The sequence below is a fragment of the Natronococcus sp. A-GB1 genome (assembly GCF_029688845.1).
Lineage (GTDB): Archaea > Halobacteriota > Halobacteria > Halobacteriales > Natrialbaceae > Natronococcus.
Genome location: NZ_JARUKW010000001.1, coordinates 285,576 through 310,150 on the forward strand (window position 1 = coordinate 285,576; position 24,575 = coordinate 310,150).

The following is a 24,575-nucleotide window of genomic DNA, read 5'->3' on the forward strand; positions in this document are numbered from 1 at the left end:
AGCGAATCGCGCTACCCGGTTGTTGGTTAGCAGTCGTCTTCCGTGCGTACCGATTTGTCCGTCTCTTTTCCGGAGTCCTCTTCCTTCTTTTCGGATCGCTCCGCCGCTTCTTCCTCCGGGCAGTCGTCGTCTTCGGGTTCGGGTTCCTTCTTTTCTTCCTCCGGGCAGTCGTCGTCTTCGGGTTCTTCCTTCTCTTCTTCGGGGCAATCGTCCTCTTTTGGCTCCTCTTTTTCAGCTTCCTCCTCGGGACAGTCGTCTTCCTTCTGTTCGGCCGTCTCCTCTTCCTCGGCCTCGGGCTCCGGCTCGTCGGGCTCTTCCTCGACGTCTTCCTCGACGTCTTCGGGCTCTTCGTCTTCAGGATCCTCGTCTTCGGCTTCCTCGTCCTCCGTGTCGTCGACGGGATCGCCGGGCTCGGTTTCACCCGTCGAGGTATCGTAGACCGAGACTGCGTTGGACCGACTCGGCGTATACAGGGCGATCACGTTCGTGCCCTCGTTGTCGATCCGTCCCCCGTCGTAGTCGTAGGTGACGTCGGCGTCGGTGTCGTAGTACCCTGAGGTGACGCGAAGCTCTCCTCCCGCCGCGATCTCGGTTCCGCTCGGCAGCGAGTCGGACTGATCGTAGTCCGGATTATTGTACAGCCAGTCGACGATGTAGCCGGAAAGATCGACGGTCGACTCCCCCTCGTTGCGCAGGACGATAAGGTCCTGCTCGGGCGTCACCGACTCGATGACGACCGGTACGTCGTGTCCGTCGGCGGCCGCCTGGGATCCGATCCCTGCGAGTCCGGCGACCGCGGCGCCCGTTCCCGCTAGCACTGCTCGACGCGATCTGTTTCGTGTCATACGACGCGAGATACGTTACCAAGACAGTGTAAAATAATCTATGGATACAACCGATCGATATATTCTGTGAACCATATACGTTCAATCCGAATATTACATGTCAGAAACATCGAAAGAGGATCCCATCGACGGACGGAGTGTGATTCGGAGCGACGAATCAAGCGAGTAGTCGACCGATCAGCACTCGAGGAGTCGGTTTATGGCGCTGCCTGTCGTAGGACCCGCCATGGTCTCCACCGTACTCGTCCCGATCGACGACTCGGAGCGCTCGAACGAGGCCCTCGAGTACGCCCTCGAGGTCCACCCCGACGCGACGATCACGGCACTCCACGTCGTCGATCCGCGGAAGTTCTACTCCGGGACCGGTATCGAGGGCAGCATCACGACCAACTACGAGCAGATCCAGGAGAACTACGAGCAGCAGGCCCGGGCGCTGCTCGCGGAAGTCGAGGAAACGGCCGCCGAACGCGGCGCCGAGATCGAGACGGAGTGGGTCACCGGTGCGGTCGCCCGATCGATCGTCGACTACGCGACCGACCACGACATCGACGGGATCGTCATGGGAAGCCACGGTCGCTCGGGCGCGAGTCGCATCCTGCTGGGCAGCGTCGCCGAGACAGTCACTCGCCGCTCACCGGTCCCGGTTACGATCGTCCGCTGAGACGGCTCCCGGTGTCGGCACTCGGATCGGCCACGAACCGCAAGACGCCTCGAGAGCGAGGCCCGGACCGAACCCAGCCACGTCGCTCGGCGTCGGAGACGGCCCCGAAAAAGCGCCGGAAGCGCGAATCTTTTGCGCCCGCTTCGGTAACGACGATCCATGACGAACAACTCCGAGACGTTCGGCGAGTGGCCGCTCAAGCGGCTGCTGACCGAGGTCGTCGGCTCCGGACCCAAATCGGCCGACGACATGACCCGCGAACAGGCCCGCGAGGCGTTCCAGCGCCTTCTCGCTAGCGAGCCCGAGGAGACGACGCTCGGCGCGTTCTGGCTGGCGAACCGCTGGAAGCGAAACACGCCCGAGGAGCTGGCGGCCTACACCGACGTCATGCGCGAGGAGTCGGTCGTCACCGCTGCCCCCGACTGCGACCCCGTCGACTGCGGCGCGAACTACGACGGCAAGCACACCTCCGCGCTGCTCGGCGTCGGTGCCGGCGTCGTTGCCGCGGCCGCCGGCACTCCGGTCGTCGTCCACTCCGGCGACGGCGTTCCGACCCAGAAGGAGACCGCCTACAAGCACGTGCTGGACAAACTGGGAGTTCGGACCGAACTCGAGCCCGACGAAAGCGCCGACATGGTCGACGAGACCGGCTTCGGCTTCTACTACCAGCCCGCGTTCAATCCGGGAATCGACGGCCTGTTCGAGCGACGCGACGAGATGGGCGTTCGGACGTTCGTCAACACGATCGAGACAGTCGCCAACCCCGCCGAGGCTGACGTCCACCTCGGCTCCTTCTACCACCTCGCGTTCGCGAAGAAGCTGACCGACTTGCTCAGAGAAAGCGAGGAACTCGACTACTCGAGAGCCATCTTTTTCCAGGGGATGGAGGGGTACGACGACATTCGGCCGGGGTACACGAAGGTCGCCGAGTGGAACGCGGGGGAGGACCTGACCGACTACGAGATCGAGACCGCCGAGTACGGCATGGAAATGGAGAGCGAAGACCTCGCGGTCGACGACGTCGCCGCCGCCTCGGCGACGATCACCGAGGACGTTCTCGCGGGCGAGCGCGAGGATCAGTTCGCCGACGCCATCGCGCTCAACGGCGCGTTCCGGATGTACGCCCGCCAGGACGTCGACTCGCTCGAGGAAGGCCTCGAGCGGGCTCGCGACGTGATCGCCGACGGCAGCGCGCAGGTGGTCCTCGAGGAACTACGCGAGTTCTGAGCCGAGAGGTTTCCTTCCGACTCGCACGAGGAGCCGCCACGGTCGAGCCCGCTGTCGGTCGGAACGTGGCGATCGGACCTCGCCGACGATCGTCCCGCCCACTCCGGCGACCTGACAGCCAGATATATCAACTATCGTGTATTGGTTGGCGTATGGCTCCGAACGATCCGCCGCCGTCGGTCGAGAACTCGACGCCGCCCCCGGTCGACGAACAGGATCCCGGACGCGGCACGAGTACCGCGCTCAACGCCGTCCTCGGCGGCGTCGTCGGGATCGTCCTTTCGTTCGTTCCGCTGTCGCCGGTGCTCGGGGGCGCCGTCGCGGGCTACCTCGAGGGCGGCGACACCGACGATGGACTGAGGGTCGGCGCGCTCGCCGGACTGGTCGTGCTGCTCCCGCTGAGCGTCATCGGGTTCTTCCTGCTTTTTCTCCTCGGATTCGGCGCAAACTCGGCGGTGCTGGGCCTGCTGGGACTGGTCGCGCTCCTCTTCGTGACGATATACACCGTTGGTTTGAGCGCCCTCGGTGGCGTTATCGGCGTCTACGCCGAAAGCGAGTTCTAGCGATCGGCTCGAGCGGGATTACCAGTGTTTTGAATCTGTGCCAATATCCCGAACGAAGTTTGAGAATCGGTCGAAACCACGAACGAATTTATATAGTAGCCGTCCGAGCATCGTGGTATGCGACTCGAGAACGAGACGGCCCTCATCACGGGAGCAGCGTCGGGGATCGGACGCGCGACGGCCGAACGCTTCGCAGACGAGGGCGCACGCGTCATCGTCACTGATATCGACAGCGACGGCGGGGAAGCCGTTGCGGCCGAACTCGCCGACGGCGACACCGAAGCGGAGTTCTACGAACTCGACGTCACCGACAGCGAGGGGTTTCACGCGGTCGTCGACACGGTCGCCGAGGAGTACGGGCTCGATATCGTCGTCAACAACGCGGGGACGGGCCACCCCTCCTCGCGGCTCGAGGAGACCGACGACTCGATCCGGGACTTCGTCATCGACGTCAACATCAAGGGCGTCTGGAACGGCTGTCACGCCGCTCTGCCGCACATGAAAGAGCAGGGTGAGGGGTCGATCGTCAACGTCGGCTCGCTGGCGAGCATCCTCGGGTTGCCCAAGCAGGCCGCCTACTCGCTGAGCAAGGGCGCCGTGCTCAACCTCACGCGGGCGATCGCCGCCGAGGCGGGTCCCTACGGGGTCCGGGCGAACACCGTCTGTCCGGGCTTTACCGATACGACACTGCTCGAGCAGTATCTGGCGATGCGGGACGACCCCGACGCGGCCCGCGAGGCGATGGCCGAAGAGTACCCGCTCAAGCGGCTCGGCGAAGCCGGGGAGATCGCCGACGCGATCCTGTTTCTCGCGAGCGACGAGGCCTCGTTCGTCAGCGGTCACGGGCTGGTCGTCGACGGCGGCTTTTCGACCTGCTGAAGTTCGTTCGGGTCGCCTCCGACGGCGAGTCCGACTCCCGATCAGACAGGACCGAGGTTCGCCAGGACGAGCGCGCACTGCACGCCCAGCAGCGCTCCCAGCGTCAGGAGCACGCAGGCGTCGTAGGTCGTCCGAACCGCCTCGAACTCGTTCGATCGCTCGAGAACCGTCCGGAGCCAGCGACTACCGGCGTAGAGCGCCACGATGACCAGCGGGAACGCGACCAGAACGAGCGCGGCCGGAGCGTACTCGGGTCCGTAGTGGACCCCGTAGGCCCAGCGAACGCGCAGGTGTTCGGGACCGACGGTGTACGCGACGGCGCTTGCGGCGACGCTGAGCAGAACGATCGTCATCCCGCCGGCGGTCAGCGGATCGATACGGTTCGGAACGCGCCCGAGTGGTGACGAGGTCGTCGTCATTCCGAACTACAGTTCGCGTTGCTGGCACTTGTATCGATCCAGCAACGCGATACAGTTCGCGATCCGACCGGTTCGGTCGACGGATCGACGACGCGCCGAAACCCTTGTACGATGAGTTGTCATACCATCGCATATGGTCGATGCGGACGGATCCGACCCGCAGCGTGGGTTCGACCTGCTCAGCGACGAAACGCGCGTCGAGATCCTTCGAGCGCTCGCGGACAGACTCCGAGAACGTCCCGAGAACCCGACGATCGGGTTCGCCGATCTCCGCCGACGGGTCGGGGTTCGCGACTCCGGGAATTTCAACTACCATCTGCAGCAACTCGAGGGACGGTTCGTCAGGGGGACGCCGGAGGGGTACCGGATCGCCCCCGCGGGGCTGCTCGTCGTGACCGCGCTGATCACCGGCGTCTACGGCGAGGGGACGCGGCTCGGCCCGACCGACCTCGAAGATAGCTGCCCCGGCTGTGACGAACCGTTCACGGCGACCTACGAGGACGGCCTTCTCGTCGTCGCCTGTCCGAACGACCACGTGTTTCGGAACGCGCTGCCGCCCGGCGCGATCGAGGACCGCACGCTGTCGGAACTCGTCGACCTGCTGGCGCTCAAGTCCAGGCGAGACCTCGCGTTCGCGGTCGAACGGGTCTGCCCGTACTGCTACGCCCGGCTCGAGTGGTCGGCGACGGTCGACCCGGACGCCGAACTCCCGTCGATCGACACGGGGTGTTCGCGCTGTGGCGTTCGCGTCGAGATCCCCGTCATCGTGAGCCTGCTGCGTCACCCGACCGTCGCGGCCTTTTATTACGACCACGGGATCGACGTCCGGAAGCGGCCCCTGTGGACGCCCGAGTTCTTCACCGCCGTCGACGTCTCGACTGTGGCCGACTCCGATCGGCTCCGCGTCGAGATCGAGCTCGAGGGGGACAGACTCGAGGCGACCCTCGACGAGTCACTGTCCGTCCTCGAGGTCACGACGCACGGGACGTGACGCTCACTCCTCGCGGATCAGCGCAACGCTCGCGAGCTTTTCGCCGGCCGGGACGGTCGCCTCCTGGGTGAGGGTGTACAACAGTCCCTCGCGACCCACGACGGCCTCCTGGAGCGCCTCGTACGTCGTCGGATCGTACACCGTCCCGAGTACGTCGCCCTCCGAGACTGGCTGGCCGATCTCGAGGGCCGGATCCGGCCGGAACAGCCCCGAGTGGTCGGCGACGACCTGGCCGAGGTGGTTCCTGGCGAGCGTCTGCTCGCGGTTCGGCACGTCGCCGGGCAGGAGTCCGAGTTGGCGACAGACGTCGAGCAGCCCGTCGACGCCGATCTCGACGGCGTCCTCAAGGATCTGTTTGTTGTGGGCGAGCTCGGGCGTGATCGAGGGAATCCCCTCGTTTGCGGCTGCGACCCGCAGCTTGCCGGCGAACCCGCGGCGGTGCCACTCCTCGCTCGCCTCGTCGTCGGCCTCCTCCGAGAGCAGGAGGTCGGTGCCGAACGCCTCGGCCAGCGCGCGCGACTCCTCGTCGCCCTCGAGGAAGACGACGTGTGGGAGCATATCGGGACTCCCGGTGTGGAGGTCGACGACGGCGTCGGCGTCGCCGACGTACTCCCAGAGCCGGGCAGCCATGCGTTCGTGGAGGCTCCCGTCGGCGTTGCCGGGCCACACCCGATTCATGTTCGGGTTGACGCTGTCGATGATCTCCGGGGTCGTGTAGGAGACGCGATCGAACGTCAGGGGGTTCGCAACGGGGACAGCGACGATCCGTCCCGATAGCGACTCGAGCGGGAGCCGGTCGTGGAACCGACGCAGCACCTCGGTGCCGTTGATCTCGCGGCCGTGCTGGGCGGCCTGGACGTACAGCGTCGGCCCGTCGTCGGCGCCGTCGTAGCTGTGTACCGTCGTCGCGATCTCGACGCCCGACGGCAACCGTGCGAGCGTCACCTCCTCGGTCGTGTGGGTTCCGGCTGTCATAGGCGATCGTTTCATGCCCGGCGGTATGTACCTGCGGCAGGCGGCCCCACCGTTCCGAGACCACTACCGTTTTCACCCGTCCGGCCGTCGGCCGACGTATGGGCAACGTTACTGCGACCCTGCACACGAGCGAGGGCGACATCGAGGTCGAACTCTATGACGAGCGCGCGCCGCGAACCGTCGACAACTTCGTCGGGCTCGCGACGGGCGGCCAGAAGTGGACCGACCCCGAGACGGGCGAGGAGGTCGAGGGCGAGCCGCTGTACGACGACGTGATCTTTCATCGAATCATCGACGGCTTCATGATTCAGGGTGGCGATCCGACCGGAACCGGTCGTGGCGGCCCCGGCTACCAGTTCGACGACGAGTTCCACGAGGAGCTGCGCCACGACGACGCCGGGATCCTCTCGATGGCCAACTCCGGGCCCGACACCAACGGCTCGCAGTTCTTCATCACGCTGGACGCCCAGCCCCACCTCGACGACCGCCACGCCGTCTTCGGCAAGGTCACCGACGGGATGGACGTCGTCCGCGAGATCGGCGACGTCGAGACCGACGCCAACGACCGACCACGCGAGGACGTCGTCCTCGAGTCGGTGTCGGTCGACTACGAGTAACGACTCGAGCGATTCTCTCGTTTTGGGCCCGTCGTTTCCACGGTTTCGAGCCGCTTCTGTCGATTTGATGCGCTGCTCGAGCGGATTGTTTTACCAGTCGTGTCAGATTACAACAGGCATAGGCAGTGTATGAGAACAACTTTCACGGGTGATTTTCAATTATCGATCAATGTCTTCCGACAAGTCGGACTGCGGACGGCGAACGGGGCGTCGATCGACGCGGGGCAACCCGGCGACGGAGCGGAGCCAGGTCTACGCGGTCGAGGACGACGGCGAGCTCCGTCCCAAGGAGCCCTCGGAGGTAGCTCGGGAGTGTGGCTGCGGACGAACGCACACCCGCCGAACGTTCATGGGGGCGACCGCAGCCACCGCGGGTGCGCTGACGCTCGGCTCGCAGGTCTCCGGCGTCGCAGCCGAGGAGCCCGAGGGCGATACCGTCACGATCGTCCACGACCTGCACACCCACAGCGAGATCGGCGAACCCGGCGAGCCGAACATCGCGCGCTACTGGAACGTGGTCCAGGAGCAACTCGGAGATCGGGACGACGCCGTCTTCCTCGCCAACGGGGACGAACTCGGCTCGTCGACGATCTCGTTTTTCACCGAGGGTGAGCACAAGATCGATTTCATGAACGACATGGACCTCACCGCAGCGGGCGTCGGCAACCACGACTTCGACTACGGCGTCGAGGTCGCCGAGCAACGGTTCGCTGACAGCGAGTTCCCGTGGCTGAACTCGGCGCTGTACACGCCCGACGGCGAGCTGTTCCCCGAGACCGAGGAGTACACCACCCTCGAGATCGGCGACCTCACGGTCGGCCTGTTCAACGTCGTTCTACGGGGTTTTCATGGGATTACGGACTACCCGGACGACTACGAACAACGTGACCCCGTCGAGACGGCCCAGGAGATGACCCAGCTGCTTCGCGAGGAGGAGGATGCCGACGTCGTCGTCTGCTCGTCGCACACCCCCCACGAGACCCACTTCGAGCTCGCCGAGGAGGTCGACGGGCTGGACGCGATCTTCGGCTCGCACTCCCACTACACGATGGATACCGCGGAGGAATACGAAGGAACCGTCATCAGCGAAGTCGGCTACGCCTACTTCCACCTGGGCGTGATGACCCTCGACTCCGAGGGGAACCTCGTGAGCTGGGAGCGCCTCGACTTGGACGAGGACACCGAAGCCGATCCGGAGTTCAAGGAGCGCATCGAGGCCCAGTACGACGAGCTCGATGAGGAGCTCTCGGAGGTGATCGGCGAGACGGCCGTCGAACTCGACACCTCGGGCTCGATCACCTACGGCCGCGAGGCCCTGATCGGTAATCTCATCACCGATACGATGCTCGACCTGCACTCCGACGCACAGGTCGCCTTCCAGAACGGCGGCGGGATCCGAACGAACACCACGTACGGCCCGGGCGAACTCACCGCGGGCGACGTGCTGGGAATCCTCCCGTTCGGCAACGAGGCGGTCGTTTTCGAGGCGACCGGCGAGGAGATCCTGCAGGTGCTCGAGAACCGCATCGACACGCTCCCGGACAACACCTTCGGCGCCCAGCAGGGCCAGCAGGTCGGCGGTCTCCAGTACGAGTGGAGCGGCCACGAGGAGCCCGAGGTCGGTGACGTCTACGTCGAGGGTGAACCCCTCGAGCCCGAAGAGACGTACGTCGTCTCGACGACCGACTACCTCAAAGACACCGCGGAGGACTACGCGCCCTTCCGTGACGCGGAGCTGCTCTGGGAGGGCGGAATCGTCCTCGGGCCCGCCGTGATGGAGTACGTCGAGGAGCACAGCCCGGTCGAACCCGAACTCGAGAACCGCATCCTGCGGGTCGACGAGGACGTCGGGAGCCACCGGGACGTTCGCCGGGAGAACGGCCGAACGCTGCTCTGCTTCGACACCCCCGAGGGGGCGGCCGAGGTCGGCGACGCCGAGACGTTCTTTAGCGTGACGGCCGACGTCGACGAGGATGCTCCGGACCCCGTCTCCGCCGAGATCGAGAACGGTCTCCTCTGGATCGGGTACGACACCGGCGACCTCCAGCAGTTCCTCGCCACCACCGACGCCGAGGAGCTGCGGGTCTTCGGTGAGTTCGAACCCGACGAGGAACACTACGGCTACACCGGCACCGACGGCGACCTCCTCGAGCTTCCCGTCGCCGCCGCCTACGACGGGTTCAAGCTCAAGGCGACGATCGACGCCGCGTCGCCGTCGCTCAGGGAAGACTGAGCTCGGCGGAGCCGGATCGACCCCCGGTTCGGCCGAACGATGCAACGGCTACGCTTAGGGGCACGGCCCCCCTGGCTGTCGTATGAACTGGACGGCTGCGGACGTTCCCGACCAGAGCGGCCGGGCGATCGTCGTCACGGGAGCCAACAGCGGGATCGGCCTCGAGACGACCCGCGAACTCGCGCGCAACGGCGCTCGGGTGATCATGGCCTGTCGAAGCACCGATCGAGGCGAGCAGGCGGCACGCGAGGTCCGTCGGGACGCGCCCGACGCCGAACTTCGCGTCGAGGAGTGTGACTTGGGCGACCTCGAGTCGGTTCGGGCCTTCGCCGATCGGCTCGAGGACGACGAGATCGACGTCCTGATCAACAACGCCGGTGTCATGGCGATCCCCCGTTCGGAGACCGCAGACGGGTTCGAAACGCAGTTCGGCGTCAACCACCTCGGCCACTTCGCGCTGACGGGTCTGCTCCTCGGAAACCTCACAACCGACGGCGAGGAGCCCGCGCGAGTCGTGACCGTCTCGAGCGCCGTCCACGAGCGGGGACGGATCCGCTTCGAGGATCTCCACGGCGAGCAATCCTACGACGAGTGGGAGGCCTACGCGCAGTCGAAGCTAGCGAACGTGCTGTTCGCGTACGAGCTCGAGCGTCGGTTTCTCACGGCCGGACTAAACGCCGACAGCATGGCGGTTCACCCGGGCTACGCGGACACGAACCTGCAGTACCGAGGTCCCGAGATGCGGGGGAGTCGGCTCCGGATGGCGGCGATGAAGCTCCTGAACGGGGCGGTCGCGCAGTCCTCGGCGGACGGTGCGTTGCCGACGCTGTACGCCGCGACGGCACCCGAAGCCGAGGGCGGCGCCTACTACGGCCCCGGTGGGCTCGCGAGCATACGCGGACCGCCCGAACGCCAGGCGTCCTCGGAGCGATCGTACGACGAGGAGACGGCCCGCTGGCTGTGGGCGGTCTCGAGCGATCTGACCGGCGTCACGTACGACCTCCCGGAGCCGAAAGCCGGCGTGCCGGCGCGGAGTTAATCGGTCGTCCCTCGAGCCGATCGTAACGCGAAAGACGGTTCGGCCGAACTCCTACGCAATGAGCGACGAGGAGATTACGTGCGCGAGCGACGTCGGCTCCGCGGACGCGCCGCCGGTCTCGGAGAAGCCGTACAAGATCGTCTTCGAGGCGAACAAGTGTTTCGGCGCGGGAAAGTGCGCCGAGGTCAGCGACAACTGGGGCATGTCCCTCGAGTCGGGAATCGCTCAGCCGGAGGCCTACTTCTTCGACGAGGACGATCTCGAGCACAACGTCCGAGCCGCGGAGGTCTGTCCCGCGAAGAAGGGCGACGGCTGTATCCACGTTATCGACCGCCGCACGGACGAGGAGATCGCTCCAGATCCCCACGGCGACGGCACGCTGAGCGTCGACTGGTAGCGAGGGCACAGCCCCGACGTGTCGTTCGCTCGATCAGTCCGCCTCGCCCTCCCGGAAGGTCCACTCGGTCTCGAGAGCCGACGGCTCCGCGAGGGTCTGGTAGACGACGCAGTAGCGTTCGGTGTACTTCTGCAGTGCGGCCTTCGTGTCGTCGTCGACGTCACCGTCGACGGTGACCTCGAGGCGGATGTCCTGGAAGCCGACGGGTGCGTCCGCGTCGACGCCCATCGTCCCGCGGAGATCGAGGTCGCCGCTGGCCTCGACGCCGATATCGACCTCGAGGCCGAAGTTCTCCGCGACTGCCTGGGCGGTGAGCTGCGAGCACGCCGCCAGCGCACCTAACAGCAAGTCGCCCGAACAGGCGCCGGTTCCGGGACCGCCGGCGCCCTCGTGGAGTTCGGCCTCGTAGATCGCCCGGCCGATGTCCACGTTACAGCTCCGGCTGTCATCTTGCTCTTCGCCGGTCGCGGTCAGCGTGATCTGGGCCGACTCCGGTTTCTCCTCGTACTCGGCCTTCAGCGGTTCCTGTTCCTCTTGCAAGTTACTCTCACTCATACACCCACGATATTCGGTCGCTCCTCAAATAACTACGCTCCGACGTCGGTCGGCCGAAGCGAGGTGCGAGCGAACACCGAAACACACATTCCCGCACGGTGGCTACCCTCGAGCGCACTTCTGTGCGAGGGTAGCCAAGCAGGCCAACGGCGGTGGGCTTAAGACCCGCTCCCGTAGGGGTCCGAGGGTTCAAATCCCTTCCCTCGCATGCTACCGCGAACATCCGTGAGCGGTAGCTGCGGGACGGAGGGATTTGAACTACGGAACGAGGGAGCGAAGCGACCGAAGTTCAGGTGGTTCAAATCCCTTCCCTCGCGTTCTAGAACACGTGAACGGTAGCTGCGAAACGAAGGATTTGAATCAGGGAGTGGAGCGAAACGACCGCAATTCGAATCTCTTCTCTCGAGCCGCCTCGAGCGCACACGGGAGCCACCTTCCGAGACGAAGATCCCAAATCGGTCTGGCTGAGGCGACACTCGCCGATCGGACGGCAGTCGGTTCCGTCTCGAATCGGTGGCTGTTAGATCGATCCCGACCGCTGGTCGCTCGTCTCGGACGCTCGGTCGACCCCCTCGAGATACGCCGGCGGCACCCGATCGGTCGTGTACGTCTCGCGACCGCGTTTCGTGATCCGGTGGCCGTCCGCGAGCAGCCCCGCGGCGTCGACGACGAGGACGACGGTATCGCTCGCGTGACGACGTCCAACTCGCCCGGCGGCCCCGGGGCTCTCTGAGAGGTGGACGTACTGGCGGGATATCGGTCGTAGCCCCGACTCGCGGATCGACGCGAGGCTCTCCGGGGCGGTGCCGTGGTAGAGCTCGTCGGACACCGGCGCGTCGGTCGGCTCGAGGTCAACGTCGACGGAGTGGCCGTAGGCTGCGCGGACGCGGTCGTCGCCGTCCGTCCCATCGGTTCGCTCGAACCGCCCCTTCGGATCGGTCGCGATCACGGCCGCGACGTGCTCGGCCTCCGCCCAGTCGTAGTTCCCCTCGACAGCGGCGACCACCTCCTCGAGGCTCGTCCACCCTCGGTCGTCGAGTTCGAGACTGGCGTCCTCCGGGAAGTGTCGGAGGGCACCGCTCGTGAACTTCGAGAGGCGACGCCGCCGCGCCCCCGAAAGCAGCTCCGTCCCACGGGCACCACAGCGCGGACAGCTCCCGTCGTCGGTCGCAAGCGGGCCGTGCTCCGCGCAGGTTCGAACTGGCTCCGTCACGAGAGGTCGGTAGCGCTCGAGAACGAAAAAGGCCGTGTACGAAGCGGCGCGTTCTACGCTACTCTCTCGCCGGTTCGAAAGGATAGATCCAGCGCGGGCGCCGAGTGGGTCAGCGACCCCATCGAGATCACGTCGACGCCAGTTGCGGCGTAGTCGGCGACGTCCTCGAGCTCGATTCCGCCGCTTGCTTCCGTCAGCACGCCCCTGCGATCGGCGAGCAGGTCGACGCCCTCCCGCGTCTCCGGCGGAGACATGTTGTCGAGCAGGACGACGTCCGCACCGGCCTCCACGGCCCGTGGGGCGTCCCCCGGCGACTCGACCTCGACCTCGACCTTCGTCGCGAAGGAGACCCGCTCCCGGAACCGCGAGACGGCGTCCTCGAGCCCCAGCTCGGCGACGTGGTTGTCCTTGACCATCACCATATGGGAACAGTCGAGGCGGTGGGTGTCGCCCCCGCCGGCGACGACGGCTCGCTTCTCGAGGCCCCGCAGGCCGGGCGTCGTCTTTCTGGTTGCGGCGATCCGGACGTCGTCCGACTCGGCTCGCGCCTCGTCGACCGCCCTGCGGGTTCGGGTCGCGATGCCCGAGGCGTGCCCGACTAGGTTCACCGCAAGGCGCTCGCCTCGAAGGACCTCGCGCGTAGCCCCCGCGACGCGGAGAACCTCGTCGCCAGGCTCGATCGCCGTCTCCGACTCGAGCGCCTCGAGAACGTCGACATCGAGATAGTCGAAGACTGCGCGGGCAGCCTCGAGGCCCGCGAGGATGCCCCGTTCTTTCGCGACGAGTCGCCCGGTCGTCTCCCCGGGGACCTGGTTCGTGACGTCGTCGTGGCCGAGGTCCTCGCGGAGCCAGCGCTCGACTTGTGAGTCCGTAATCATGGTCAGTCGTCCGCCGTGGATTCGGCTGCCGTCGACTCCTCGGTCACGAGGTGGTGACAGCCTCGCGATTCCGCGTTCTCGCCCGCGGCCCGCGCGATCAACAGCGCGGTGACGCAGGCGTTTCGAAGCTCGTAGAGCTCGCGGGAGGTCCTGGTGCGGGTGTAAGCGTCGACCTCGCCCTTGAGCCGCCGGAGGACAGCGCTCGCGCGGGCGATCCCGTCGGGATCGCGCTCGAGGCCGAGCTGTTCGGCCATTGTTCGCCGCAGCCGCCTGAACTTCTCGGCGGCGAAGCGCTCGGGCAGTGCGGGATCGCTGTCTCGGAGAGTTGGCGCGTCGACGACCCGAGGTTTCGCTTCGCAGCCGACCACAGTCTCGCCCGCCCGCAATCCCCAGACCAGTCCCTCGAGCAGGCTCGTACTCGCTAGGCGATTCGCGCCGTGGACGCCCGTTCGGGTACACTCGCCGACGGCGTACAGTCCCTCGAGACTCGTTCGCCCGTCGTGGTCGACGTCGATCCCGCCACACAGGAAGTGCTCGCAGGGCGCGACCGGAATCTGGTAGCCGTCGATTCCGCGGTCACGACAGTTCTCGGCGATCCCGGGGAACTCGTCCTCGAAATCGCCCTCGAGCGTCTGTACGTCCAGAACGACCTCGCCGGTTGCCTCGCGCTCGGCGGCGACCGCGCGGGCGACGACGTCCCGGGGCGCGAGTTCGGCGTCTGGGTGGTAGTCGTCCATGAAGCGGTCGCCGTCTGCGTCCCGGAGGACGGCGCCCTCGCCGCGGAGGGCCTCCGAGAGCAGGAACGGATCCTCCCCGTCGAAAGCGGTCGGATGGAACTGCACGTACTCGAGGTCCGCGACGTCGGCGCCCGCGAGCGCGGCCATCGCGATCCCGTCACCGGTAGCCCCCTCGGGGTTCGTCGAGCGCAGGTAGAGCGCCCCGATGCCGCCCGTCGCCAGCACCGTCGCCCCGGCGTAGACGGGGTGGCCGGTCGCGTCCTCGTCGGTGAGGACGCCGTGGACGCGGCCCTCGTGGGTAATCAGCTCGAGGACGGCGGTGTCCTGTCGAACCTCGACGCGCTCGTGGTCGTCGAGGTAGTTCAGGAACGGGCGCAGGATGTGAGTCCCGGTCGCGGCGTCGACGTGGAGGATGCGTCGCTCGGAGTGGGCCGCCTCGCGGGCGTAGTCGAACGCGCCGTTCTCGCGCTCGTCGAACGGGATCTCGAGAGTCTCGAGGAGGACGTCCTCGACGGCCGCGTCGGCCTCGCGGACGAGGACGTCGACGGCGTCGGGATCTGCGGTTCCGTCGCTGGCCGCGAGGACGTCACGTTTCAGCGCCTCGGGGTCGCCACGAGCCGTCGAGATGCCGCCCTGGGCCCAGTCGGTGCTGGCGTCGGTGGGTCGCTCGGCCTTCGTCACCAGCAGTACCTCCGCGTCCTCGCGGGCGGCCTGCAGGGCGGCCGCACAGCCCGCGATGCCGCTGCCGACGACGAGGACGTCCGCGGTGTCGTGAGGTGGTGTCTCGGACATGGTCGATCAGAGCTCCAGCATACGCTCGAGGGCCAGCCCGGCGAGCTCCTTTTCCTCGGGAGCGACCTCGATCACGTTGCGCTCTCGGCCCGCGACGAGCTCCTCGAGGACCCAGCCGAGGTAGTTGGGGTCGATCTGGCGCATGGCGTTGCAGTCCATGCAGGCGTCGCCACACAGCGGGACGACGTCGACCTCGGGGTGCCAGCGCTGTAGGTGTTCGGCGAGGTGAATCTCGGTCCCAATCGCCCACGTTTCGCCGGGGGCGGCGTTGGCGACGGTCTCGCGGATCGTCGCCGTCGAGCCGACGACGTCGGCGGCCTCGACGACCTCGCGGCGACACTCGGGATGGACGACCACGTTCGCATTCGGCTGTTCCTCCCGTACTCGCTCGACGTGAGCCTCGCTAAAGCGCTCGTGGACCTGGCAGTAGCCGTTCCAGAGAATCAGGTCCCGCTCGGCGACCGCCTCGGCGCTTTTTCCCTCAGGGTCCCACGGGTCCCACGTAACGGTCTCGTCGGCCATCCCCAGATGGTGGGCCGTGTTCTCCCCGAGATGCTTGTCGGGCAGAAAGAGGACCTTGTCGCCGCGCTCGAGGGCCCACTCGAAGGCCTCGTGGGCGTTCGAGGACGTACAGACCAGCCCGCCCTGGCTCGCACAGAACGCCTTCAGGTCGGCGTAGGAGTTCATGTACGTGATCGGGACGATCTCTGCGTCGGGCGCGGCCGCCGTGATCTCCGCCCAGGCGGCGTCGACCTGCAGCGCCTCGGCCATCCCGGCCATCGGGCAGGACGCCTCCATACTGGGGAGGATCACCGTCTGGTCGTCGTCGGTGATAATGTCGGCGCTCTCGGCCATGAACGTCACGCCGCCGAAGATTACGTACTCGGCGTCGGCCGCGGCCGCCTCCCTCGAGAGCCCGTAGGAGTCGCCGACGAAGTCGGCGTGCTCGACGATCTCCCGTCGCTGGTAGTTGTGTCCGAGGACGACGACATCGTCGCCGAGTATCTCGAGGGCGTCCTCGATTCGCTTCGTTCGCTCGTCCTCTTCGAGACCTCGATACTCCGATGGAAGCTGTTCGAGGTGGTCATATTTGAACAGACTCAGGTCAGTTTCGAACTCCGTGCTTTCTAGTTTGGCCATTTGGGTTCCCTGTGGCTAGTAGCACACACCAACCATTATTGAATAACTCTTCTATTCGATATAGGATCATGCACAGGTACCATCCGATGGTTAGAGGTTGGTAGGATAATACCCTCAATTGGGGCCGACGACCGGTTTTGGTCCTGGGACCGTGGGACGCGCTCAAGGTCGTGCGACGGACGAACGACGGACTCGACGGCGAAACCCCGGAACCGAGCGGCTCGGAAGAAATTCGACGACGTGCGCTCGAGATACCGATTATGAACTCGACTGCGAGAACGGCTGGAACCGACGGCGGAGCCGTTAGTGCGGCGGCTTCAACCCGTTTATCCGCCCTCCGCTAGCTCGGCGCGAGCGACTCGAGCGTCTGCTCGACGATCTCGTCCGAGGCGGGGTCGGGAACCACCACGATCGGGTGATCGATTCCGGTTTCGGCGACGAGGGACTCGAGGCGATCCCGGGCATCCTCGGGCGTCCCCGCGACGCCGAGGTCGGCGACCAGTTCGTCCGTCACCGCGTCGGCTGCCTCGCCCCTGTTTCCGTCGCGCCAGGCCTCGGCGATCCGATCGGCCTCGTCGGGGTACGCCGCGCCGACGGCCCGCCGGTACCCCTCGCCGCTGCCGACGTAGTAGGCGACGTGGCCGCGGATCGCGTCCCGGGCCGCCTCGAGGTCCTCGCTGACGGCCGCAGGAACGTACGGCGCGACGGCGATCGCCTGGGGATCTCGATCCCGCTCTCGGGCCGCCGTCGCGACCTCCTCGAAAGCGTCCTCGAGCCTCGAGAAGGGGATGTTGTGCGGGATCCAGCCGTCGGCGAGCCGGCCGACGACCCGGCGGTTCGCGGGGCCCAGTCCGGCGTGGTAGATCGGCGTCGGCACCTCGAGGGAGGGGAAGTCCTTCGCCTCGAGCAACTCGCCGTCGTACTCGATCCGACCCTCATCCGCGGTGAACGCGCGGACGAGCTCGATCGTCTCGTGGGCGCGCCGCACGGGACGGTCGAACGCCTCGCCGTGGAGGTCCTCGATCGACTTCTTCGTGCTCGTGCCGACTCCGAGGACGAACCGGCCGTCCGAAACCCGCTGCAGCGAGGCCGCGGTCATCGCGAGGACGGCCGGCGAGCGCGAGTAGACGTTCAGGATCGCCGACCCGATTCCGAGCTCGTCGGTCCGGGTCGCGATCTCGGTCGCTCGGACGACGCCGCTCTCGCCCCACAGCTCGGGCAGCCAGACGTCGTCGTATCCCAGCTCCTCGGCGCGAACGGCGACGTCGGCCTCCGAGAGCTCGTCGGTGCTCGTCGTCAACAGTCCCGTGTCCATGGACGGCCCGACGAGGGGCGGGGACAAAAGCGTCGGTGCCGTCGCCGGGATCGACGGCGTCGCCCCGTCGCTCAGAACAGCCCCGACGAGGGCAACAGCCAGACGCCGACGCCGATCGCGAGCAGACCGCCGACCAACCAGGGCAGCTGTCGCTTCACGAGTAGCCGCGCCGTCCCCTCCTGGCCGGAGTTCGAGACGACGAACGCCGGCGTTCCGTCGCCGTCGCTCACGACCGCGCTCACGTCACGCATCGTCTCGCGGGCGTCGACGTCGTAGCTCGACTGGCCGAACACGTACGCCTCCCTGCCGGGCTCGAGCCGACGCTCGTGGTACCTGCGGTCGTTCCCGGTCGCGAGCTCGACCACCTTCAGATCGAGCGAGGTGTTCTCCGACTCGAGGTCGGACTCGTGGGCGAGAAACTCCCGAATCGGCTCGGGTTCGGGCTCGCCGCCGCCGACCTCGATCGTCGTGTCGGTCGACAGCGCCAGCTCGGCGCCCGCAGGCTCGACCCGGACGCTCGCGGTCGCGTCCTCGAGCCGGAACGCCGTTGCCGCCCGTCCCTCGTCGACGGTCTTCCAGGAGGAGTTCTTCCCGCTCGAGCGGTACTCCTCGACTTCGTACTCGTAGGCGAGCGCGTCCGTCCCCGTGATCGGTGCCCGAAGCCGATCGCCGAGCGGAGTCGCGGTTCCCTCGATCTCGACCGGCCCCTCGGCGCGCTCGACCGCGACGACGTCGTCGGTCTCACCCCGGTAGACGTGGTAGGCCGGCCTGAGCTTCAACAGTCCGATCGCGAGGGCGACGAACCCGCCGAGGACGAGCAGTGGGCCGAACATGCGTCCGTATCGTCGCGAGATGACAATAACGATACCGGTACGGAAAGCGACACGTCGGCGCAGGGGTTGCCCCCGGATGCGCTACTCGTGGCGCAGCGCCTCGATCGGATCCACGCGGGCGCCCCGCCAGGCGGGGTAGAGCCCGGAGACGACCCCGACGCCGATCCCGACGGCGACTGCGATGGCGACCCACTCGAGCGGGTAGACCATCGGCCAGCCGAGCAGCCACACGCCGAGGTAGCCGAAGCCGAGGCCGGCGGCGACGCCGACGACCGCGCCGATCGCGCCGAGGACGACCGACTCGACGAGAAACAGCTGCATGATATCGCGTTTCGTGGCACCGACGGCCTTCATGACCCCGATCTCTCGAGTTCGCTCGGTGACGCTGACGATCATGATGTTAGCGATGCCGATCGAGCCGACGACGAGCGCGATTCCGGCGACGGCGCCGATGAAGACCGTGAGCTGTCCGACGAGGTCGTCGAACTGCTCGATGGCGTCCTCGACGGTCTGGACGGCGATCTCGTCGTCGTCCGCTTTCAGCTCCGCGGCGTGGGAGTCGTCCTCGAGGTAGTCGACGGCGGTCTCCTGAACCGGGTCGACGTCGTCGAGTCCCTCGGCGCCGATCTGCAGGGTCGGGTACGCCCGCTCCTCGTCGCCGTCGGGCGTCTCGACGGTCGTTGTGTAGTGTTCGTCGGCAGGGACGAACACCTGGGGCGGCGTCTGCTCGCCGATCTCGCTCTCGGCGACGCCGGCGACCGTCACGCTCGTCGTCTCGCCGTCCTCGAAGGTGAGCTCGAGTTCGTCACCCGCCGAGACGTTCTCCTCGAAGGCCTGGCCGGCCTGTTCGTTGACGACCGCCTCGTCCGCGCCGTCGAACGGTCCGCCGTCGACGAACGTCGCGTGCTCGAACCGATCGGCCGTGGTCGCCTGGGCGTCGACGACGCCCGTCAGCTGTTCGCCGTCTGACTCCGCCTGCACGACGTCGAGCGATCCCTGTGGCGCGACGTACTCGACTCCCTCCCGTTGCTCGAGTGCGTCGACGTCGCTCTCGGTGTAGATCGGCGTCTCGACGAGCATGACGCCGAACCCGTCCTCCGGCGTGGTCTGGGTCTGGACCGTCATCGCGGGCTCCTGCTCGGCCTCGATGTCACCGACAACGTCCTCGGAGAACCCGCCACCGAGCACCATGAACGTGATGACGGCGGCGATGCCGATGATGACGCCCAGGGTCGTCAGCGCCGACCGCAGCTTGTGGGCCCTGATCGAGCGCCAGCTGATCCGCAGGCTCTCCCGGAGGTTCATGCCTCACCCTCCCCCGTCGACCGTCGGTTCCCCGCCCCTTCCGTCGCTTTCTCGCGGGCCGTCACGTCGCGGGCGCCGCTCAGGTGCTCCAGGGACGCGATCTCGCCGTCGAGCAGGTGGACGACGTGGTCGGCGTACTCGGCGACCGCCCGCTCGTGGGTAACCAGCAGGATCGTCGCGCCCGCCTCGTTGAGGTCGACCAGCAGCTCCATGATCTCGGCTTCGGTCTCCGTGTCGAGGTTTCCCGTCGGCTCGTCGGCCAGCACCAGTGTCGGCTCGTTCGCCAGCGCCCGCGCGAGGGCGACCCGCTGGCGCTGCCCGCCCGAGAGCTCGCTGGGCTCGTGCTCGAGACGGTCGCCGAGACCGACTCGCTCGAGCAGGCTCCGCGCGCGCTCTTGTCGATCGGCCCCGACGCCGTCGTGGAACACCATCGGCAGCCGGACGTTCTCGATAGCGGTCAGCCGCGGCATCAGGTTGAACGTCTGAAAGACGAACCCGATCTCGGTGCCCCGCAGCCGCGCCCGTTCGGTATCGGACAGCTCCCCGACCGAGCGTCCGCCGACCTCGAGCCGTCCCTCGTCAGGCGTATCGAGGCAGCCGACGAGGTTCATCAGCGTCGATTTCCCGGAGCCGCTCGGTCCCATGACAGCCGTGAACGAACCCTCGCCCAGCGACAGCGAGACGCCGTCGACGGCGTGAACCGGCTCGGCGAGGTGGTACGTTCGGCGGACGCTCTCGGCCGTTACCGCGGCCGCCCCCGGACCAGTGTCGTGTGCCACCATCCGTCATTGGGGGTACACTACTTGTCGTATTAATCCTTACAACATGACTTCCGCTCGACGTGTTCGACGGTTCTCGCCGGGATCGATCGACCGTGCGTCGCCGACTGTTCCCGGTGAGATGGTGTCGGATCGGTCCCCGTCAGCGCTCGAAGACGACCTCGCCGTCGACCACCGTCGTCGCCACGTCGATCTCGTCGATCCGCTCGGGCTGTTCCCATGGCGATTCCTCGAGGACGACCAGATCCGCCCGCTTACTGATCTCGAGCGTTCCTAGCCGATCCTCGTCGAAGCCGGCGTAGGCCGCTCCACGGGTGTAAGCCCGAATCGCCTCGGTAACGGAGAGCCGCTGGGCGTCGGTCGGTGCGTTCACCGCGTGGTGGATCCCCAGCAGGGGATCCAGGGGCATACAGTCGGATCCGAAGGCGAGGGGGATCCCGTGCTCGAGGACCCGTCGCAGGCGGTTCGTCCGGTTCCGCCGCTCCCGTCCGAGCCGCTGGTCGTAGAGTCCGTCCTCGCCGGCCCACTGGTGGAAGTTCGGCTGCATCGAGGCGACGACCCCCGCCTCGGCCATTCGCTCGAGCTGGTCGTCGGTCGCCAGCTCGAGGTGTTCGATCCGGTGGCGCGACCCTTCGGGATCGTCGGTGGCCTCGAGCGCCGACAGCGCCTCCTCGATTGCCTCGTCGCCGATGGCGTGGGCGGTCACCTGAAAGCCCGTGCCGTCGGCCCGCTCGACGATCTCCTCGAGCTCGTCGGGGGCGATGACCCACTCTCCGTCGTCCCCGGGATCGGGTTCGGCCTCGGTCTCGTAGGGCTCGAACAGCTTCGCCGTCCGCGCGCCGATGCTGCCGTCAGTGTAGGTCTTAATCGCGCCCGTCCGCACCCGGTCGCTGCCCGCGTTTGTCGCCAGCCCGACCTCGATCGCACTCTCGAGGTGGTCGGCCCAGTAGTTGATCCGCACTCGGATCGGCAGCTCGCCCACGGCCTCGAGGTCGCGGTACACCTGGGGCGACCGGGAGTTGCGAACCATGTCGTGGACGGCCGTCACGCCCTTCTCGGCCGCTCGCTCGAGGCCCGACGTGACGAGTTCTCGGGTCTCGTCGTAGCCGGGCGCGATGTGCTCGCGAACCCGCTCGGCGGCGTCCTCGACGACGATCCCGGTCGGCTCTCCGCCCGCGCGGCGAACGTCGTCCTCGGGAAGTTCGTCCTCGAGTTCCGCGAGGGCAACCGAGTTCAGCGACGCGGCGTGCATGTCGATCCGCAGGGCGACGACGGGGCGGTCCTCGCTCACCTCGTCGAGCTGCTCGCGGGTGAGGTAGCCGTCGTCGCCGTCCCACTCGCTCTCGTCGTAGCCGAAGCCCTGCACCCACCCGGATTCCGTCTCCGCGGCCCGTCGGGCGAGGCGATCCAGACAGTCCGCGGCGTCGTCGGCACCCGAGAGGTCGGCGTGGACCAGGTATCGGCCCGCGTTCTCGACGTGGGTGTGGGCGTCGACGAAGCCCGGGAGCACGACCCGTCCCTCGCAGTCGATTCGCTCGGTCTCGACGCCCTCGAGGAACTCGATTTCGTACGTGTCGCCGACGCGGACGACCTCGCCGTCCCGGACGGCCAGCGCCTCCTCGGGGTCGGGTTCGGCCTCTCTGTCCTCGCCCGCGAGCGTGTAGATCCGCGCGTTCGTCACCACCAGATCGGCAGCCTCGGTCATAGGTAAAATCCCACACGCGAGGAGCAAAACGGTAGTGGTCGCCGTCTCGAGAACGTCCCGCTGCAAGCCAACCCTGTCAGGCCAGAATCTAGTAGTATCCTGGAATCGAAGACACAGGCATGCCAAGCCGCGAGAACCGGGCGATCATGGCCTCCTTCGGCGTGTTCGTGCTCGCCCTCGCTGGACTGTCGATTCTCGAGGCGACACTCGGCGTCCCGGTCGGCGACGGCCCGCTCGCCGTGTTCGCGTTCGCCGTCGCGATCGTCCTCCCGCAGCTGTACCTCGCGCGGACCGACGACGAGGTCGCGCCCCGAACTAGGCTGGGTGTCGCCGCCGTCCTCGCAGGGCTGTTCGTGGTCGGGTTCGTTGCGGCGCCGATCGGAACGCCGTCCCTGTTGCTGTTCGGGATCGCGGGAATCGCGTTGCTGGTCGTCTGCCGTCGTGAGATCCGTACGGCATACCGCGAGTCGATCGAGAACGGGGACGCGAGCGGCGACGCCGCCTCCCGGCCGTAGCTTCGCGCGCCGATCAGCAATCCTTAGGGCGGGCCCGCGTGTTGGCCCCACCATGATAGATCCCGAATCCCTCGTCGACAGGGTCCAGGAGGGGGAGCTTCGCATCCACGAACTCGAGGCCGAGGCCGACTTCGACACCGCCGCGGAGGCCCGCCGGCTGCTCGTCGAGCGCGAGACCGGCGCCGACCTCGAGACGATCGGCGACTACGCGTTCCCGGCCGAACGAGCCGAGCCGAACATCGAGAACATGATCGGCGCGGCCCAGGTTCCGATGGGCGTCGTCGGCCCCGTTTCGGTCTCCGGCGGGGCGGCCGACGGCGACCACTACCTGCCGCTGGCGACGACCGAGGGCGCGCTGCTGGCGTCGGTCAACCGCGGACTCTCGGTGATCGGATCCGCGGGCGGCGCCGACGCCCGCGTCACGAAGAACGGGATGACCCGCGCCCCCGTGTTTCGGGTCAACGGCGTCGCTGAGGCCGCCGAGGCGGTCGAGTGGGTCGAGGACAACCTCGAGGCGCTCCGGGAGGCGGCCGAATCGACGACGAGCCACGGCGAATTACTGGGGATCGAACCCTACGTCGTCGGCGACTCGGTCTACCTGCGCTTTGCCTACGACACGAAGGACGCGATGGGGATGAACATGGCCACGATCGCCACCGAGGCGGCCTGCGAGGTCGTCGAACGCGAGACGCCGGCTTCCCTGGTCGCGCTCTCGGGGAACCTCTGTTCGGACAAGAAACCCGCGGCGATCAACGCCGTCGAGGGGCGCGGACGATCCGTGACGGCCGACGTCGTGATCCCTGGCGAACTCGTCGAGGATCGCCTGCACACCACCGCCGAAGCGATCGTCGAGGCCAACACCCGGAAGAACCTCGTCGGAAGCGCGAAAGCCGGCAGCCTGGGCTTCAATGCCCATGCTGCGAACGTCGTCGGCGCCGCCTTCCTCGCGACCGGCCAGGACGAAGCCCAGGTCGTCGAGGGCGCGAACGCGATCACGACGATGGACACCCGGAACGCGGAGGACGGCGCGACCGACCTCTACGCCTCGGTTTCGCTGGCCTCGCTCGAGGTCGGCACCGTTGGCGGCGGTACCAAACTCCCCACGCAGTCGGAGGCCCTCGAGATCCTCGGGCTCCGAGGCGGAGGCGATCCCGCGGGCTCGAACGCCGACGCCTTAGCGGAGATCATCGCCGTCGCGGCACTCGCGGGTGAACTCTCGCTTCTGGCGGCGCTGGCGTCGAACCACCTCGCGAGCGCTCACGAGGACCTCGGCCGGTAGTCGAACGGAGCGATCGACAGCCGCGACGCTCGGGGCCGAAGCGTCGTACGAAAAATGCGGTCGTTCGCGACGGATCGTTCAGTGCGCACCCGTTGCAGCGCCGTGGTCGTCTCCGAGTGCGGGGATTACGAATCCGGCGACGCTGAGAACCATGAGCGTCCCGCCCGCGGTAATGATCGCGAGTTCGCCACCGAGGAAGACTCCGACGAGCATGATGGTTACTCCGACGAGCAGTGCGGCGAAACCGGCGGTGATCACAGTCGAGTCCTCCATACGCAGTCGTACTGTAAACCGATCAGATAAATCGTTCGGAACGTCCCGAGTTACCCGGCCCGTTCGACGCTCCTCCGGACCCGGACCGTCGCGATCGCGACGTACCCACCGCCGAGGGCAAGCAACAGGTAGCCGCCGAGTACCCCGAACCCGCTCGAGGCGACGGCGACGACTCCCAGTCCGATCCCGGCGACGCCGTAGGCGGCGGCGAAGTCCCGTCGACCGTAGGCGCCGTGGAGGACTGCGAGCGCGACGAACGTCAGGGCGAACGCGCCGACCGCGAGCGTCGTGGTGTCGACGCCGAGCAGCGAGTCACCGACGGCGGCGCCGTAGCCGAGGAGCGCGATCGCGACCACCGTTCCGACGCCGATTGTCATCGCCTGCACGTCGACCGTCTCGTCCATTGTCGT

The 24,575-nt window shown here is 67.1% G+C and carries 26 protein-coding genes and 1 tRNA gene; 12 read left to right on the forward strand and 15 right to left on the reverse strand.

Annotated elements, in window-relative coordinates; genetic code table 11:
• Positions 1–26: 26 nt before the first annotated feature.
• Positions 27–845 carry a hypothetical protein gene (locus QA600_RS01455; RefSeq protein WP_278290188.1) on the reverse strand — a complete coding sequence of 273 codons (819 nt, stop codon included), beginning with the start codon at positions 843–845 and terminating at the stop codon, positions 27–29.
• A gap of 226 nt (positions 846–1,071) precedes the next feature.
• Between QA600_RS01455 and QA600_RS01460 the strand changes: the two genes are divergently transcribed.
• The 4 genes from QA600_RS01460 (at position 1,072) to QA600_RS01475 (ending at position 4,175) form a co-directional block, all read left to right on the forward strand.
• Positions 1,072–1,506 carry a universal stress protein gene (locus QA600_RS01460; protein WP_278290189.1) on the forward strand — a complete coding sequence of 145 codons (435 nt, stop codon included), beginning with the start codon at positions 1,072–1,074 and terminating at the stop codon, positions 1,504–1,506.
• Between the two features lie 159 nt (positions 1,507–1,665).
• Entirely contained in the window at positions 1,666–2,733 is a 1,068-nt protein-coding gene (locus QA600_RS01465) for an anthranilate phosphoribosyltransferase (protein ID WP_278290190.1), read from the forward strand.
• 152 nt (positions 2,734–2,885) lie between these two features.
• On the forward strand, positions 2,886–3,296 hold the full coding sequence (locus QA600_RS01470) for a DUF5518 domain-containing protein (protein WP_278290191.1): 411 nt from the start codon (positions 2,886–2,888) through the stop codon (positions 3,294–3,296).
• 117 nt (positions 3,297–3,413) lie between these two features.
• Positions 3,414–4,175 carry an SDR family oxidoreductase gene (locus QA600_RS01475; RefSeq protein WP_278290192.1) on the forward strand — a complete coding sequence of 254 codons (762 nt, stop codon included), beginning with the start codon at positions 3,414–3,416 and terminating at the stop codon, positions 4,173–4,175.
• A gap of 41 nt (positions 4,176–4,216) precedes the next feature.
• Here the strand turns inward: QA600_RS01475 and QA600_RS01480 are convergent, their stop codons facing one another.
• Positions 4,217–4,594, reverse strand: a complete 378-nt coding sequence (locus QA600_RS01480) for a hypothetical protein (RefSeq protein WP_278290193.1) — start codon at positions 4,592–4,594, stop codon at positions 4,217–4,219.
• 133 nt (positions 4,595–4,727) lie between these two features.
• Between QA600_RS01480 and QA600_RS01485 the strand changes: the two genes are divergently transcribed.
• Complete coding sequence (locus tag QA600_RS01485; protein WP_278290194.1) at positions 4,728–5,585, forward strand: winged helix-turn-helix domain-containing protein; 858 nt, start codon at positions 4,728–4,730, stop codon at positions 5,583–5,585.
• 3 nt (positions 5,586–5,588) lie between these two features.
• Here the strand turns inward: QA600_RS01485 and QA600_RS01490 are convergent, their stop codons facing one another.
• A complete protein-coding gene (locus QA600_RS01490) occupies positions 5,589–6,560 on the reverse strand; it encodes a succinylglutamate desuccinylase/aspartoacylase family protein (RefSeq protein ID WP_278290195.1) in 972 nt (323 codons plus the stop codon).
• A 98-nt stretch (positions 6,561–6,658) separates the two neighbouring features.
• On the opposite strand from QA600_RS01490, the gene QA600_RS01495 reads away from it, so the two are divergent.
• The 4 genes from QA600_RS01495 (at position 6,659) to QA600_RS01510 (ending at position 10,846) form a co-directional block, all read left to right on the forward strand.
• Positions 6,659–7,177, forward strand: a complete 519-nt coding sequence (locus tag QA600_RS01495; protein ID WP_278290196.1) for a peptidylprolyl isomerase — start codon at positions 6,659–6,661, stop codon at positions 7,175–7,177.
• Between the two features lie 169 nt (positions 7,178–7,346).
• Entirely contained in the window at positions 7,347–9,410 is a 2,064-nt protein-coding gene (locus QA600_RS01500; RefSeq protein WP_278290197.1) for a bifunctional UDP-sugar hydrolase/5'-nucleotidase, read from the forward strand.
• A gap of 82 nt (positions 9,411–9,492) precedes the next feature.
• Entirely contained in the window at positions 9,493–10,449 is a 957-nt protein-coding gene (locus tag QA600_RS01505; RefSeq protein WP_278290198.1) for an oxidoreductase, read from the forward strand.
• 58 nt (positions 10,450–10,507) lie between these two features.
• A complete protein-coding gene (locus QA600_RS01510) occupies positions 10,508–10,846 on the forward strand; it encodes a ferredoxin (protein ID WP_278290199.1) in 339 nt (112 codons plus the stop codon).
• A 33-nt stretch (positions 10,847–10,879) separates the two neighbouring features.
• Here QA600_RS01510 and QA600_RS01515 read toward each other — a convergent pair whose 3' ends face one another.
• Entirely contained in the window at positions 10,880–11,401 is a 522-nt protein-coding gene (locus tag QA600_RS01515; RefSeq protein WP_278290200.1) for an OsmC family protein, read from the reverse strand.
• Between the two features lie 124 nt (positions 11,402–11,525).
• Between QA600_RS01515 and QA600_RS01520 the strand changes: the two genes are divergently transcribed.
• A tRNA-Leu gene (locus tag QA600_RS01520) sits at positions 11,526–11,609 on the forward strand.
• A 312-nt stretch (positions 11,610–11,921) separates the two neighbouring features.
• Here the strand turns inward: QA600_RS01520 and QA600_RS01525 are convergent.
• The 9 genes from QA600_RS01525 to QA600_RS01565 form a co-directional block, all read right to left on the reverse strand.
• Positions 11,922–12,614 carry an RNA 2'-phosphotransferase gene (locus tag QA600_RS01525; RefSeq protein WP_278290201.1) on the reverse strand — a complete coding sequence of 231 codons (693 nt, stop codon included), beginning with the start codon at positions 12,612–12,614 and terminating at the stop codon, positions 11,922–11,924.
• A 53-nt stretch (positions 12,615–12,667) separates the two neighbouring features.
• Positions 12,668–13,492: a carboxylating nicotinate-nucleotide diphosphorylase gene (nadC, locus tag QA600_RS01530; RefSeq protein ID WP_278290202.1), complete on the reverse strand. Its 825-nt coding sequence runs from the start codon at positions 13,490–13,492 to the stop codon at positions 12,668–12,670.
• 2 nt (positions 13,493–13,494) lie between these two features.
• Positions 13,495–15,021 carry an FAD-dependent oxidoreductase gene (locus QA600_RS01535; RefSeq protein ID WP_278290203.1) on the reverse strand — a complete coding sequence of 509 codons (1,527 nt, stop codon included), beginning with the start codon at positions 15,019–15,021 and terminating at the stop codon, positions 13,495–13,497.
• Between the two features lie 6 nt (positions 15,022–15,027).
• Positions 15,028–16,161: a quinolinate synthase NadA gene (nadA, locus tag QA600_RS01540; RefSeq protein ID WP_278290204.1), complete on the reverse strand. Its 1,134-nt coding sequence runs from the start codon at positions 16,159–16,161 to the stop codon at positions 15,028–15,030.
• 340 nt (positions 16,162–16,501) lie between these two features.
• Positions 16,502–17,476 (reverse strand): LLM class flavin-dependent oxidoreductase, encoded by a 975-nt coding sequence (locus QA600_RS01545; protein WP_278290205.1) that lies wholly within the window; start codon positions 17,474–17,476, stop codon positions 16,502–16,504.
• 71 nt (positions 17,477–17,547) lie between these two features.
• Complete coding sequence (locus tag QA600_RS01550) at positions 17,548–18,309, reverse strand: GIDE domain-containing protein (protein WP_278290206.1); 762 nt, start codon at positions 18,307–18,309, stop codon at positions 17,548–17,550.
• Positions 18,310–18,390: 81 nt separating this feature from the next.
• Positions 18,391–19,614, reverse strand: a complete 1,224-nt coding sequence (locus QA600_RS01555) for an ABC transporter permease (RefSeq protein ID WP_278290207.1) — start codon at positions 19,612–19,614, stop codon at positions 18,391–18,393.
• Positions 19,611–20,396, reverse strand: a complete 786-nt coding sequence (locus QA600_RS01560) for an ABC transporter ATP-binding protein (protein ID WP_278290208.1) — start codon at positions 20,394–20,396, stop codon at positions 19,611–19,613. The genes QA600_RS01555 and QA600_RS01560 overlap by 4 nt, the downstream gene beginning before the upstream one ends.
• Before the next feature lie 139 nt (positions 20,397–20,535).
• Positions 20,536–22,098, reverse strand: coding sequence for an amidohydrolase (locus QA600_RS01565; RefSeq protein WP_278290209.1), 1,563 nt, complete (start codon positions 22,096–22,098; stop codon positions 20,536–20,538).
• 119 nt (positions 22,099–22,217) lie between these two features.
• Here QA600_RS01565 and QA600_RS01570 point away from each other — a divergent pair, with 119 nt between their 5' ends.
• Both QA600_RS01570 and hmgA read left to right on the forward strand, forming a co-directional pair.
• Entirely contained in the window at positions 22,218–22,613 is a 396-nt protein-coding gene (locus tag QA600_RS01570) for a hypothetical protein (RefSeq protein WP_278290210.1), read from the forward strand.
• A gap of 52 nt (positions 22,614–22,665) precedes the next feature.
• Entirely contained in the window at positions 22,666–23,892 is a 1,227-nt protein-coding gene (gene hmgA / locus QA600_RS01575) for a hydroxymethylglutaryl-CoA reductase (NADPH) (RefSeq protein ID WP_278290211.1), read from the forward strand.
• 78 nt (positions 23,893–23,970) lie between these two features.
• Here the strand turns inward: hmgA and QA600_RS01580 are convergent, their stop codons facing one another.
• Together QA600_RS01580 and QA600_RS01585 are read right to left on the reverse strand one after the other, a co-directional pair.
• Positions 23,971–24,165 (reverse strand): hypothetical protein, encoded by a 195-nt coding sequence (locus tag QA600_RS01580; protein ID WP_278290212.1) that lies wholly within the window; start codon positions 24,163–24,165, stop codon positions 23,971–23,973.
• A gap of 50 nt (positions 24,166–24,215) precedes the next feature.
• Positions 24,216–24,569 (reverse strand): hypothetical protein, encoded by a 354-nt coding sequence (locus tag QA600_RS01585; RefSeq protein ID WP_278290213.1) that lies wholly within the window; start codon positions 24,567–24,569, stop codon positions 24,216–24,218.
• Between the last annotated feature and the right edge of the window lie 6 nt (positions 24,570–24,575).